15 protein-coding genes are annotated in these 12752 nt (G+C 68.6%); 10 read left to right on the top strand and 5 right to left on the bottom strand.

Annotated elements, in window-relative coordinates:
* The first annotated feature begins 17 nt into the window (after positions 1–17).
* The 7 genes from coaD to WA967_RS03125 all read left to right on the top strand — a co-directional run bounded on the left by coaD (position 18) and on the right by WA967_RS03125 (position 4689).
* Positions 18–515, top strand: coding sequence for a pantetheine-phosphate adenylyltransferase (coaD, locus tag WA967_RS03095; RefSeq protein WP_424419435.1), 498 nt, complete (start codon positions 18–20; stop codon positions 513–515).
* Positions 516–628: 113 nt separating this feature from the next.
* The gene (locus WA967_RS03100; protein WP_424419448.1) at positions 629–1123 is read left to right on the top strand and encodes a YceD family protein; all 495 of its coding nucleotides are present in this window, start codon (positions 629–631) and stop codon (positions 1121–1123) included.
* A 2-nt stretch (positions 1124–1125) separates the two neighbouring features.
* Positions 1126–1335 carry a 50S ribosomal protein L32 gene (rpmF, locus tag WA967_RS03105; RefSeq protein WP_013586329.1) on the top strand — a complete coding sequence of 70 codons (210 nt, stop codon included), beginning with the start codon at positions 1126–1128 and terminating at the stop codon, positions 1333–1335.
* Between the two features lie 10 nt (positions 1336–1345).
* Positions 1346–2056 carry a ribonuclease III gene (gene rnc, locus WA967_RS03110; protein ID WP_424419436.1) on the top strand — a complete coding sequence of 237 codons (711 nt, stop codon included), beginning with the start codon at positions 1346–1348 and terminating at the stop codon, positions 2054–2056.
* Complete coding sequence (gene mutM, locus WA967_RS03115; RefSeq protein ID WP_424419437.1) at positions 2049–2942, top strand: bifunctional DNA-formamidopyrimidine glycosylase/DNA-(apurinic or apyrimidinic site) lyase; 894 nt, start codon at positions 2049–2051, stop codon at positions 2940–2942. Before rnc ends, mutM begins: the two co-directional genes overlap by 8 nt.
* A 362-nt stretch (positions 2943–3304) precedes the next feature.
* The gene (locus WA967_RS03120; protein WP_424419438.1) at positions 3305–3814 is read left to right on the top strand and encodes a small multidrug efflux protein; all 510 of its coding nucleotides are present in this window, start codon (positions 3305–3307) and stop codon (positions 3812–3814) included.
* 140 nt (positions 3815–3954) lie between these two features.
* Positions 3955–4689, top strand: a complete 735-nt coding sequence (locus WA967_RS03125; protein ID WP_424419439.1) for a GOLPH3/VPS74 family protein — start codon at positions 3955–3957, stop codon at positions 4687–4689.
* A 42-nt stretch (positions 4690–4731) separates the two neighbouring features.
* Here WA967_RS03125 and WA967_RS03130 read toward each other — a convergent pair whose 3' ends face one another.
* Together WA967_RS03130 and WA967_RS03135 are read right to left on the bottom strand one after the other, a co-directional pair.
* Positions 4732–5583 carry a MerR family transcriptional regulator gene (locus WA967_RS03130; RefSeq protein ID WP_424419440.1) on the bottom strand — a complete coding sequence of 284 codons (852 nt, stop codon included), beginning with the start codon at positions 5581–5583 and terminating at the stop codon, positions 4732–4734.
* Between the two features lie 53 nt (positions 5584–5636).
* Positions 5637–6023, bottom strand: coding sequence for a DUF6508 domain-containing protein (locus WA967_RS03135; RefSeq protein WP_424419441.1), 387 nt, complete (start codon positions 6021–6023; stop codon positions 5637–5639).
* Positions 6024–6076: 53 nt separating this feature from the next.
* Between WA967_RS03135 and WA967_RS03140 the strand changes: the two genes are divergently transcribed.
* Positions 6077–6580: a GNAT family N-acetyltransferase gene (locus tag WA967_RS03140; protein ID WP_424419442.1), complete on the top strand. Its 504-nt coding sequence runs from the start codon at positions 6077–6079 to the stop codon at positions 6578–6580.
* A gap of 4 nt (positions 6581–6584) precedes the next feature.
* Positions 6585–7271 (top strand): SDR family oxidoreductase, encoded by a 687-nt coding sequence (locus tag WA967_RS03145; protein ID WP_424419443.1) that lies wholly within the window; start codon positions 6585–6587, stop codon positions 7269–7271.
* On the opposite strand, the gene WA967_RS03150 is transcribed toward WA967_RS03145, so the two are convergent.
* From WA967_RS03150 to WA967_RS03160, 3 genes are read right to left on the bottom strand one after another with little or no spacing between them, the layout of a single operon-like run.
* Positions 7272–8357, bottom strand: a complete 1086-nt coding sequence (locus WA967_RS03150) for an N-acetyltransferase family protein (RefSeq protein WP_424419444.1) — start codon at positions 8355–8357, stop codon at positions 7272–7274.
* Positions 8354–9469: a GNAT family N-acetyltransferase gene (locus WA967_RS03155; protein ID WP_424419445.1), complete on the bottom strand. Its 1116-nt coding sequence runs from the start codon at positions 9467–9469 to the stop codon at positions 8354–8356. Before WA967_RS03155 ends, WA967_RS03150 begins: the two co-directional genes overlap by 4 nt.
* Positions 9466–9762 (bottom strand): hypothetical protein, encoded by a 297-nt coding sequence (locus tag WA967_RS03160; RefSeq protein ID WP_424419446.1) that lies wholly within the window; start codon positions 9760–9762, stop codon positions 9466–9468. Before WA967_RS03160 ends, WA967_RS03155 begins: the two co-directional genes overlap by 4 nt.
* 518 nt (positions 9763–10280) lie before the next feature.
* Here WA967_RS03160 and WA967_RS03165 point away from each other — a divergent pair.
* The coding region (locus WA967_RS03165; protein WP_424419447.1) for a chromosome segregation SMC family protein at positions 10281–12752 on the top strand (2472 nt) is incomplete at its 3' end.

Consider the following 12752-nt stretch of genomic DNA (forward strand, 5'->3'; position numbering starts at 1 on the left):
GAACGGAGAGAGTCGAAGTGAACAGCCGGATCGCCGTCGTCCCTGGTTCCTTCGACCCGCCCACACTCGGTCACCTCGATGTGATCCGTCGTGCGGCGCGGCTGTACGACGAACTGCATGTGCTCGTCGTGCACAACCCGGGCAAGGCTGCCATGCTGCCCATCGCTCAGCGGTTGAGTCTGCTGGAGCAGTCCATCGCCGAGGCCGGCATCGAGGGCCACATCATCGTGGGCTCGTGGAGCATGGGACTGCTGGTCGACTACGCGCGCGACGTCGACGCCGGGGTGCTCGTCAAGGGCATCCGCTCTCAGATCGATGTGGCCTACGAGTCGCCGATGGCCATCGTGAACCGCCATCTCGCCGATATCGAGACGGTGTTCCTGCTGCCCGACCCCGCGCACGCGATGGTCTCCAGCTCCCTGGTGCGCCAGGTGGCCTCGCTCGGCGGCGACGTCACGCCGTTCGTGCCGCCCGTGGTGGCGACCTTCCTCGACACCGGCGCGCGGGGTCTCTGACCCTGCCACTCCGGTCCCTCTCAGCCTCATGCCGGTAGTATTGCGGGGTGAGAAACCGCGTCAACGGACCATTCGTGCTGCCTGTCCGCGACATCGTTCGCCAGCCCGGCGAGATGCGCGAGCACCGCTTCTCTGTGACCCTCGGAGACAGGTGGGGCGAGGGGATCGTGGCTGTCGAGGCCGGCGAGACCGTCGACCTGGACGTGCGTCTCGAATCGGTCCACGAGGGCATTCTGGTCTCCGGAACTGCGGATTCCGACTACGCCGGAGTATGCGGCCGGTGCCTCACGGATATCGCCGCGCCTGTCGAAGTCGAGTTCCAGGAGCTTTTCGCGTATCCTGGAGATGAGGAAACTGACTTCGAAGTTCAAGACGACCACGTGGATCTTGAAACTCTGGTCAGGGATGCGGTTGTATTGTCGCTTCCGTTCCAGCCGGTGTGCCAGCCGGATTGCCCGGGTCTCGATCCGAACACGGGTGAGAAGCTGGCCGTGAGCACCGACGCAGAGAGCCCCGCTCCTATCGATCCTCGATGGAGTGCGCTCCGACAGATCACAGACCAGGACGCCCCGGCAGGAAGCCGCGGCGCCGAGAAAGAAGAGAGCTAGTCATGGCCGGTAACCCCCCGAAGCGCAAGGTCTCCCGTTCCAACACCCGCAGCCGTCGCGCGCAGTGGAAGGCCGAGGCCCCCGCTCTGGTGAAGACCATCGAGAACGGCAAGGTCGTCTACAGCCGCCCGCACCAGGCGAAGGTCGTCACCGACTCGCAGGGCACCGAGCTGTTCCTGGAGTACAAGGGCCGCAAGGTCGCCGACGTCTGATCGGCGGATCGTGGCGGAGGATTCCGCGGGAGCTCGGGCTCTCATTCAGAAGCTGGGCGTCGACATCGACGTCCAGCTTCTTGAACGAGCGCTGACGCATCGCTCGTACGCGTACGAGCACGGCGGCATCCCGCACAATGAGAGGCTCGAGTTCCTCGGCGATTCGGTACTGGGCATCGCGGTGACCGTGAAGCTGTTCACGAGCAACCCGGATCTGCCCGAGGGACAGCTGGCCAAACGACGCGCGAGCGTGGTGTCCACGGTCGCGCTGGCCGAGGTCGCGCGCGGCATCGGCCTGGGCGCGTTCCTGCGCCTGGGGCGCGGTGAGGAGCAGACAGGCGGTCGCGACAAGGACTCGATCCTCGCCGACACCATGGAGGCCGTGTTCGGCGCCACCTACCTGTCGGCGGGTCCGGACGCAGCGGAGGAGCTGGTGCTGCGCCTGACGGCGCCGCTGATGGCCGACCCCGAGCGGTACGGGGCCGCGATGGACCCGAAGACCAGCCTGCAGGAACTGGCCGCTCATCTGGGCAGGCCGGTGCCGGTGTACTCGGTCGCGTCGTCGGGCCCGGACCACAACCGCACCTTCACGGCCACCGTCGCAGTGGGCGACTACGCGAGCACGGGTACGGGATCGAGCAAGAAGACCGCCGAGATGGCGGCTGCTCTCACTGCCTGGCGAGAGCTCAGCGAACGCACCGCCGAGTCCACGGTTGCCTGAGCTCCCCGAGGTCGAGGTCGTCCGCGCGGGCCTGGAGCCCGCCGTGGTCGGCGCGCTCGTCACAGCCGTCGACGTGCTCGACGAGCGCGCACTCACCCGGCATGCGCTGGGCGCGAAAGACTTCGTCGAACGCCTTGAGGGCCGCACCATCACCGCTGCCGCGCGCCGTGGCAAGTTCCTCTGGTTGCCATTGGATGGCGACGCGGATGCCGTCGTCGCGCACCTCGGCATGAGCGGGCAGCTGCTGCTCCGAATTCCGGATGCCGCTGCCGAGCGCCATGAGCGCATCCGGCTGCACATCGAGCATCCGCGACACGGCCGGCTGGCCGTCGTGTTCGCCGACCAGCGCACGTTCGGCTCGCTGGCCGTGGATCAGCTGCAGGACACGGCCGGCAGTGCAGCCGCCGGGCTGGGGACGAGCGCCCCGCGGGTCCCGTCGCAGGTGGCGCACATCGCGCGGGATGCCTTGGACCCGGCGTTCGACGACGCCGCGTTCATCGTCGCGGTGCGTCGGCGCGCCAGCGCGATCAAGCGCATCCTGCTGGACCAGACGCTGGTCAGCGGCATCGGCAACATCTATGCCGACGAGTCGCTGTGGGCGGCGCGCATCCACCCCGAGACCGAGGGACGCGCGCTGTCGGCGCAGGCCGTGCGCAGGGTGATGGCCGAGGTGCGCCTGGTGCTGCAGAAGGCGCTGGCCGAGGGCGGCACGAGCTTCGACGCGCAGTATGTCAACGTCAACGGGCAGGCCGGCTACTTCGCGCACTCCCTGAACGCCTATGGGCGCGGGGGAGCGCCCTGCCCGCGGTGCGGCACCCCGATCCGGCGCGAGTCGTTCATGAACCGCTCGAGCCATTACTGCCCGCGCTGCCAGCGGAGGCGCTAGCAAGAGATCAGCTCTGATGCGAGCGTGCCCGACGAGCCCCGCCACGGTGAGTCAGTTGATGCCCACACCACCGGCAACTGCAACGAGGGCAGGGCTCGTGAGGGTCCCGGCACGCCCACGCGGCGTAGCGCGGCGGATCCGGCGGACGATGAGCACGTATCTCGCCGAGTGTCCGCTCCTCGTACGCCTCGACGTGAGCGGGCAATGGGTCGGTCCTTGACCTTGTTCCAGGAACACGGTTTCTACTTGAGTCTCCATCCCGGAATAAGAGAGGAAACCCGCGTCATGAATGTCATTCAGGACCTCATCACCCATCTCCAGGATCTGGTAGGCCAGGTCCCGGAGCTGATCAACCGCTCGTCGTGATGCTCGCTGGGGCGATTCCCGCCATCGAGAGCGATGTGGCCGCCGTCATCGGCATCGTTGGCGGCCTCAATCCGAGCGTCGCTGCCGGCGCCGGGATCGTCGGGAACTTCGTGACGGTCCTGCTGACCGTGCTGCTCACCTCGCGTGCACGCACCGCGGTCATGAGCCGCCGCTCACGGGTCGCCGGGCTCGCTGCCGGGTCGTCGACCTCTCTGCTGGATCGGACCACGCCCGATGAAGACCCCCTGACTGCGGCGAAGCCGGAATCGAAGAGCAGGCAGAAGGGGCGCAAGCGACTGAACAGGTGGTTCGTCCGTTTTGGTGTTCCCGGTGCGAGTCTGCTGGCTCCGTTGGCGCTTCCCACCCAGGTGACCTCCGCGATTCTCGTGGCAGGCGGCTCCCCCCGCGCGTGGGTTCTGCTGTGGCAGGCGATCGCGATCATCCTGTGGGCGACGCTGGCGAGCGTCTCTGCCTGGCTGGCTCTGACGGTGGTGTTCCTGATATGAGCGCGGCATCGCAACCCGGCGGGATCCCCAACGATGGCATGCGCGCGCCACGACCGGCGGACCTGACCACATCAGCGACAGAGTCGGTCATCATCGACCTCTCGACGACCCCGAGACAGGACCTGGAAAGGACTACGAGAATGGAAGAGTTCGACAACGCGACACACGCGGCACCCCCGTCGGAGGACCGCTCCGCGGCGACAGCGCCTCCGACATTGGCCGAAGAGCTTCTCCTGCTGCTGCTCCAGCCGGATAACGGAAGCATCGCAGGTGAAGGAACGCTGTACTACGTTCTCGCGGGCGCCGTCCTCACCGAACTCGGTTTCAGCGGTCACATCCGTTCGAGCGACGTGCAGGACGTTCATCGGGTGGAGGCGGTCTCGAGCAATTCGCCTACCGAGCATCTCCTCCGAGCCGGATGGGAGTACCTGTCAGACCGGCCTCGAGACGTGCAGGACTTCCTCGCCGCCATCGGGCCGTCGCTGAGACAGCCGCTGCTGGACCGTTTGGCGGATCGGGGTGACATTCGTCGGGTCACGAAGAAGGTTCTCGGGCTGTTCGAGACCACCGCGTTGGAGATCGTCGACAACAGCCGTCGGGATCGGCTACTCGCCGGCGTCCGAGCAGTGCTGGTTGACGGAACCCCACAGACACCCCGGATCACGGCACTCGCTGCACTGCTCTACGGGAGCGGGACTCTGCCGCAGTTCGATCGCGATATCCCATGGACGTCCGCGGTTATCTCTCGCGCCGAGGAGCTCAAGGCAGGAGATTGGGGAGCCGGTGCGGCCGCGGATGCGGTGGCTCGCACCTTTACTGCGACGATCGTGAACAGCATCATCATCGCCGCAGCGTCGCTGCCCCGTTCCCACTGATTCCGGAGGCGGACGGGTGATGTGCTCGCCCGTCTCCGCTGGTCACTCGGGAGAGCCTCCCGCTGCGCGCCGCGCCGCCACCATGTCATTGGCGAGGGTCCCAGCGCGGGCGAGCACGTCGATCTGAGCCGGGTTGTACAGCTCGACGATCGCTTCGATGAACGTCTGCTGCGTCACGCGCTCGCTCTTGGAGAGATGCCCTGCGGGATCGGAGAGCCACGCGTACTCGAGCAGGTTCCGGGCGAGCACCGGTGCGAGTACCTCCGCCAGCCGCTGCCGGCTCGCCTCGTCCGCATCAGCGGGCAGAGCCTTGATCTCGTCTCCGACAGCGTCCGCCTCGGCATCCGCCTCCACCATGCGGCGCAGGTCGGCGAGAGCACTCTCGTCGTAGAGCTGCGTGTAGACATGGACGAGCGAACTGTCCGCTTCGGAGAGATGCGACGCCACGGATGAGAAGCCCGCCGGTGAGTCTGCCGGTGCACCATCACGAAGGACCGCCGCGATCTCCGCACGACTCTTCTGCAGCTGATCGATCTTCGCCGCCAACTCCGCGTCGAGAGCACGCAGCGTCTCCGACATGCTCTCCGTGCTCTCGTCGGCCTTTCCGATCTCCGACAGGGGAACTCCGAGTTCGGCCAACCGGCGGATACGCAGCAACTGAACCAACTCATGCACGCCGTACTGCTTATAGCCGTTGTATCGGCGTTGTGGCTGGTCGAGCAATCCGAGCCGATGATAGTGCCGGATCGTGTTCGCCGTCGTACCTGCCATAGCAGCGAGCTCACTCGTACTCCACGACACGGCAGCCCTCTCGACGCGATTGCCAGCAATCCTCCCACAACGAGCGGCAAAAGAGGAGGCGAACAGTCGGCGACGGTGCGCTCTCGTCGACAACGGATAGGCGGAGCAGGGAGGTGCTCGTCATTCGCCTTCGCCGCAGGCGGCTCCTAACTGGCTCCGTCGTCGCCCGCAGACAATTCGAGCAGCCGTTCGAGCATCGCCTGCAGCTGGCCGGATCGGATGAATCCTTCGATGTGTCCGTCGCTGAACCGTTCGCCGCGGAACAGGTACGTGAACCAGGTGGCGAGCTCACTCGACGAGGCAGAAGCGATCGGCGTCCGGCGCACGGCCTCGATGTGCTCGAGGTACGCGAAGTCGTGGCCGGTGACCTCGAGGGCTGCCATCAGCGCGACCATCACCGGCTGCGGGTACTTCGGCCACGCGCACGTCCGGGAACCGTCAGACTGCAGCACGGGCGGCTGCCACTCCGGCATCCCCCGGCCATCGAGGAGCACAGTGAGCCCCCTGCCGACCGTGACCAGTTCTTCGCGCATCGCATCCATTCTCCCGCGTCCGCATCGAGCGGTCGGCCGCATAGGCTGGTCCAGTGAGTGAGCGGTCCGCCGATACGGCTGCAGCCATCGACCTCTTCGCGCACGCGGATGCCGCGGACGAGGTCATCGCTGTGATGCACCGCGCCTTCGCGGAGTACACAGCGAAGGGCGAGATGTCCGGCGCCATGCTCGAGACGGCCGAGACGCTCCGCGCGGAGCTGGCGGCGGGAGTTCGCATCGGAATGCTTCGCACCGGAGGCTGTTTGGCCGCGACGGTCAAGCATGCGCCGAAGGATGACGGAACCCTCTACTTCAGCAGGCTGGCAGTCGAACCGGAGTCCCGCGGTCGGGGACTGGCGGGAGATCTCGTCCGCGCACTGCGCGCGCAGGCGCACACTGACGGGCTCTCCGGGCTCTCTTGCGCCGTGCGTGCGGATGAGGCGGGCAACATCGCGATCTACGAGCACGTGGGCATGCAGATCACGAGGCGCGAGACCCGCGTGAGCAGGACAGGCGCAACCCTGGCCGTTGTCGTGATGGCCGACGTGGCAGGCTGAGATCGTGACTCGCACCGCACTGATCACCGGAGCGACGGGCGGCATCGGCCGCGCCATCGCCACGGCCCTCGCACCCACCCACCATGTCCACCTGGTGGGACGCAGGAGCGGCGGGCTGGACGCGCTCGCGAAGAAACTGTCCTCGGCATCGGTCTGTGTCGCCGACCTCGGCGACATGGCGCAGATCGCCGAACTCGCCTCCGGAATCCCGACTCTGGACGTCCTGGTGCACAGCGCCGGCGTGCTGCATATGGGAACGACCGAGGAGCTCACTCCCGAGCAGTGGTGGGAGAGTCTGGAGGTCAACGTGCTGGCCCCCGTCCAGTTGACCCGGATGCTGCTCCCCGCCCTGCGACGCGCGCGCGGTCAGGTGCTGTTCATCAACTCCGGCCTCGGGCACCGCACGATGCCGGGCTCCGGAGCCTACAGCGCCAGCAAGTTCGCACTGCGCGCCTTCGCAGACACCCTTCGCCAGGAGGAGGCGCCGCACGGCATCCGCGTCACCTCGATCCACCCCGGCCGCGTCGCGACTCCGATGCAGGAGCAGCTGCGCGCCTGGGAGGGGCAGCCCTACGACGGCGAGGCGTGGATCCGCCCGGAGCAGGTGGCGGATGCCGCGCTGACGATCGTGAACCTCGACCGCAACGCCGACATCACCACCCTCGACATCACCCCTGCGACTCGCCGGTGATCACTCCAGACGCTTCTGCCAGGCGCCGACGTACGCCCGTGGCGCGAACCCCATCGCCTCGTTGATGTCGAGCATGGGGCGGTTCTCCTCGGCGTTGAACGTCGAGATCATCGGCGATGCCGGGGCGATCCCACGCCACCGCAGGATGTTCGCGCATTTCACGATCTGGCCGAGCCGATGCCCGCGGTGCTCCTTCAGCACCAGGGTGCAGTACTGATGTGTCACGCCCGTGCGGTCCTCGCCGATGACCAGCTCGTTGAAGGCTGCGAGGGTTCCGGTGGGGACGTGCTCCACCGCTGAGACCGACATCGTCTGACCACCGCCGATGAACCGCGCGTCCCGCCGGGCGATCCGGGCGGCGTCCCAGCTCTCCTCGTCGATGTCGAGGTCGCTGCTGGGTACGTCGGTCGACATCCGGGACAGCGCCCATGCATATCCGTCGCGCAGCTCGGGCGGAGTCGGCAGCGTCCACTCGATCAGGCGGTAGTCCGGCCCCGCCGCCGCCAGCGCATCCCCCAGCATCCGCTCCACCGGACCGAGGTCGGCCAGCAGGTCGAATCCGCTGCTGCGCTCCACCTGTTCCAGCAGGAAGCCGTTCCGCTGCAGCAGCTCTGCATGCGGACTCGAGGAGATCCTGCCCCAGCCGGTCCTCGGCACGAGCGGTCCGCCGCCGGCATCGGCCGGATGCAGCGTCCAGGCCTGCAGAACCCTGCGGTTCAGCTCTCGCGCCTGCAGCTCGGCGTGGTCGAGCAGTGCCTGCCCGACGCCCGTAGACCAGTGCTCGGGCAGCACCATCAGGTCCACCTCGACGCTGGTCGGCTCTGCGACGCCGGCGTGCAGGATCACGGCTCCGAGGATGCCATCGCCCGACCGCGCGATGAACCCGTGGTGCACGTCGTCGGTGCGATCCTTCCACAGCGGCAGCATCTCGGCGGCGGTGCGCGCGAAGTCGTCCAGGCCGCTGTCGGCCAGGCACACGGCGTTGTTCAACTCGGCGGCGGCAAGGAAGTCCGCCGCCTCTGCGTCGTCGAGCGATGCGGGCACGATGATCTCGGTGATGGTCAGCTCTGAAGCGGCGAGCGTCATGCGAGTTCCTTCTTCCAGGCCCCCTCATAGGCGAAGGGGGTGAAGCCGATGGCCTCGTTGATGTCGAGCATCGGCCGGTTCTGCTCGGCGTTGTACGTGATGATGCGGGCGGATGCCGGGAAGCGGGCGTGCCATGAGAGCAGACCGGCGGTCTTCACGAGCATCCCGAGCCGGTTGCCGCGGTGCTCGGCCAGCACGAGCGTGTCGTACTGGTGGCCGGTGCCGGCGTGATCCGTGCCGATGGCCAGCTCGTTGAACGCGCACAGCTCGCCGGTGTCCACGTTCTCGGCTGCCGTCACCTGCACAGACCAGCCGCGCTCGGCGAACCGGCCGTCCTGTTCGGCCACGCGCGAGGCATCCCAGATCTCCAGGGGAAGATCCAGGTCGCCGTCCGGCACGTCGGTCGACATCCGCGACTTCAGCCACGCGTAGCCGTCGACGCGCTCCGCGGGTGTCGGCAGCATCCACTGCACGATGCGGTACCCGGCCGCGAGCTCCGCGGCCCGGGCGCGCAGCGCCTCCAGACCGCGGAGACCCGCGGGGGTGAACGTGAACTCGCTGCCGCGGTCCACCTGCTCCACGCGATAGCCGTGGTGCAGCAGGAACCGGGCGGTGCGGTCGGCGGGGATATCTCCCACGCCCATCGGCGACCGGATGGCGGCGGCGCCAGACCCGTCATCGTGATGCTCGGCCCAGTGCAGCAGCGTGCGCACGCCGCGCGAGCGCAGCTCCGCTTCGACATGCGCGTGGACTGCTGATCCGATGCCGGCGCCCCACTCGGACTTCAGGAGCGAGATGACGACCATAGCCGTCCTGGCGCCGTCGTCCTGCGGGATCACGCGAGCCGCGCAGCCGATGACCCGCCCGTCGCGCTCGATCGCCCACTGCCGGCGGTCCGCGCTCGCAGTCGAGCGGAGCACGGGCAGCAGCGCCTCGGCATCGAGTGCGTCGTCGTCGCGCCCGGTGGTCTCCAAGATGGAGCGGTTGCGCACGTCGGCGTACTCGCGGAACAACGGGGTGGGCCCCGCGTCCGCTCGGGCGGGAAGCTCGAGCGGACGCAGGGTCGCTCCTGCAGGGAGGCTCACCGGCTCGGTGCCGGCGGTGGCGCTCATCGCAGCCCTCTCTGCAGGTCGTAGCTGAGCAGGGTGATGGCCTCGTGCTCGCTGATGGCCTGCTCTCTGGCGAGAAGCGGCCGGTACCCGGACGCGTCCCGCGTCCGCGGCCGCTGCGCGTGCAGCCCGCGTTCGAGCAGCCAGAGCCCGAGTCGCAGGCTCAGCCGATCGGCGAGCGGAAGGCGCTGCCGGGTCGTATGGTCGGGGATGGTGAGGATCTGACGATCCTCGGTATCCGGTGGATGGATGGATGTGGTGTGCTGCCGGTCGTCGGTCAGCAGAATGGTGCTCACGATGTGTGCGCTTTCTGTTCGGTGTGTTCTCTGAGGGGAACAGGGCGGATGCCGGAGCAGCACGCGCAAGCGTGCCGGGAGGCATCCGGTGGCACGCGCTCACTGGACCAGCGGACGTGCCGGGAGATGCCCGGAGACGGGCGGGAGGCCGACCGCAGGATGCGGGGCGACGATCATCGACCGGACGCGAAGCGTCTGACGAGTCGTGAGAGGAGAACGGTGCGGTGCTACGAGGCCGTGCGCGCGAAGGTCACCGAGTACAGCGGCTTGCGCGCGGCGGCGAAGAATCCGCCTGCGGTGTCTGTGATCATCATCGGTGACCTCCTCTCATGTGATCGGTCAGTCACGCTAGCGGCTGACTTCCAGAAATGTCAAGCATCCGGGCGTGTCCTCGGCGTGTCGCGACCCGCGAGTGCGTCGACGGCAGCGCGGGATCCCCGGCGTCGTGCGGGATTCCGGTAGCGTATGGGCGTGCCCGCCCCGACCGATGATGCGCCCCTGACGTCAGGAGTGCGCGCATGCATCTGAAGAGCCTGACGCTCAAGGGGTTCAAGTCGTTCGCGCAGCCGACCTCGTTCGTGTTCGAGCCGGGCGTGACCTGCATCGTCGGACCCAACGGATCCGGCAAGTCCAACGTCGTCGACGCGCTCGCGTGGGTGATGGGGGAGCAGGGCGCCAAGACCCTGCGCGGCGGCAAGATGGAGGATGTCATCTTCGCCGGCACCTCCACGCGCGGGCCGCTGGGGCGTGCCGAGGTGCAGCTGACCATCGACAACAGCGACGGCGCGCTGCCCATCGAGTACGCCGAGGTCACGATCAGCCGCACGCTGTTCCGCAACGGCTCCAGCGACTACGCCATCAACGGCTCCAGCTGCCGCCTGCTCGATGTGCAGGAGCTGCTGAGCGACTCCGGACTGGGTCGCGAGATGCACGTGATCGTCGGTCAAGGGCGGCTGGACACCGTGCTGCAGGCCTCCCCCGAGGATCGCCGCGGCTTCATCGAGGAGGCGGCAGGCATCCTCAAGCACCGTCGTCGCAAGGAGAAGACGCTCCGCAAGCTCGACGCGATGGAGACCAACCTCACCCGGCTCAGCGACCTGGCAGGGGAGATCCGCCGTCAGCTGAAGCCCCTGGGCAGGCAGGCCGAGATCGCCCGTGAGGCAGCCGGCATCGCCGCCATCGTGCGGGATGCCAAGGCGCGCATCTTCGCCGACGACGTGGTGGCGCTGCGCACGGCGTTGGCCGATCACACCCGCACCGAGCAGGAGCGTCACACCGAGCGCATCGTGCTGTCGGACCAGCTGGAAACGGTGCGCATCGGCATCCAGCGGCTGGAGGCCGAGCAGAACTCCGCCGCCGTCGACGAGGCCCGTCGCGTCGCGTTCGGGCTGGAACAGGCCCAGGAGCGGATGCGGAGCCTGTTCGCCCTCGCCAACCAGCGCCTCGCGCTGCTGGGGGCCGACGAGGATACGGTCACCGCGATCACGGTCACGCAGGACACCATCGACGAGGCGAAGGACGAGATCATCCGCATCTCCGAGGGCCTTGGAGATGCGCAGGATGCGGCGGCGCGCGCCAGCCGCGACGTGGTCGATGCACGCGCCGAACTGGACACGCTCGACGTCGACATCGCCGAGCAGAGTGCGCTGGTCTCGCAGTACGACATGCGGCTGACCGCCCTTCGCGGAAACGCGGATGCCGCAGCATCCGCTCTCGCTGCCGTCCGCGGCGCGGTGCTGCGGCAGGAGAACGCGCTGGAGGCCGCGCACATCCGCCGCCGCGAGGCCGCGGAGGCACTGGAGTCGCTCGCGGACGCCGAGGCGCCCGACGGCTCCGCCGCGGAGTTCACCGCCGCCTACGACCAGGCGCAGAAACAGGTGTCGGCCGCCGAAGCAGAGCGGGATGCCCTGCGCGAGAAGCTGCACGAGGCCGAGCGCGAGGCCGATGCACTGGTCGCCAAGGCGGCGGCACTCGGCAGCGCGTTGGCTCTCTCGGGCGGAGCGGCGGAGATCGTCGCGTCGGGGGCTTCCGGTGTGCGCGGTCTCGTCGGCGACGCCGTGCAGGTGGATGCCGGGTACGAGGCCGCCGTCGCCTCCGTACTGGGGCCGCTGACCGAGGGCGTGCTGGTGGATGGCGTCGACGACGCGTTCGCGCTGGTCTCATCCGGCGGTGCCCGCGGCACCGTGGACTTCGTCATCGCCGACAGCGCCGTGCCGGCATCCGCCGGTGCGCCCGTGCCCGGAACCGTGTCGGCCTCCGACGTCGTCGATGCGCCCGCAGGAGTGCGAGGCATCCTGTCGTCCGTGCTCATCGCCGACGACCTGGACGCCGCTCGTGCGGCGCGCGCGACTCTGGATGCGCTGTCGGACACCCGCACGACCATCGTCACGCGCACGGGCGAAGTCATCACCGCGCACACCATGCGTGCAGGCACGGGGGAGACCTCGCGCCTCGAGCTCGCTGCGGAGCGGGATGCCGCCACCGAGCGCCTCGCCGACGTGCGAGTGACCGTCGCCGAGCTGCGCGAGGCACGTGAGGGAGCCACCGAGGCCGTCGAGGACGCGCGCCGCCGGGCGAAGGACGCGTTGCGCGCCCTTCGCGAGCACGACGCGGCCCTCGCGACGTACGCCGAGCAGGCCAACCGCGTCACCGTGCAGCACGAGGCCGCCGTGGCCGAGTGCGAGCGGCTCGAGGCCGGGCTCGCGCAGGTGCAGAGCACGGTGGCGGATGCCGAGGCCGGCGCCGCACGCGCGAAGGCAGAGGTCGAAGCAGCCGAGTCCGAGCCGCGTCCGGTGCTGGATGCGTCCGCGCGCGACGGACTGCTGGAGACGCTCGAATCCGCGCGCGAGGGCGAGGTGCGCGCGCGGCTGGATGTCGAGACGCTTCGCGAGCGGGTGCGGGCCGCGCAGGCCAGGGTCGCCGGACTCGAGCGCCAGCGCGAGCAGGAGCGCGAGGCGGCGGCCGAAGCCGCCCGCCGCGCGGTCATCCGC

This window comes from Microbacterium sp. (assembly GCF_049650565.1).
Lineage (GTDB): Bacteria > Actinomycetota > Actinomycetes > Actinomycetales > Microbacteriaceae > Microbacterium.

Bases quoted from the DNA above. Each gene is read 5' to 3' on its own strand.
- WA967_RS03100 (WP_424419448.1), top strand. From the start codon at position 629: ATGCGCGAGCACCGCTTCTCTGTGACCCTCGGAGACAGGTGGGGCGAG.
- WA967_RS03135 (WP_424419441.1), bottom strand. From the start codon at position 6,023: ATGCGCGAAGAACTGGTCACGGTCGGCAGGGGGCTCACTGTGCTCCTC.
- WA967_RS03155 (WP_424419445.1), bottom strand. From the start codon at position 9,469: ATGAGCGCCACCGCCGGCACCGAGCCGGTGAGCCTCCCTGCAGGAGCG.
- WA967_RS03125 (WP_424419439.1), top strand. From the start codon at position 3,955: ATGGAAGAGTTCGACAACGCGACACACGCGGCACCCCCGTCGGAGGAC.
- WA967_RS03150 (WP_424419444.1), bottom strand. From the start codon at position 8,357: ATGACGCTCGCCGCTTCAGAGCTGACCATCACCGAGATCATCGTGCCC.
- rpmF (WP_013586329.1), top strand. From the start codon at position 1,126: ATGGCCGGTAACCCCCCGAAGCGCAAGGTCTCCCGTTCCAACACCCGC.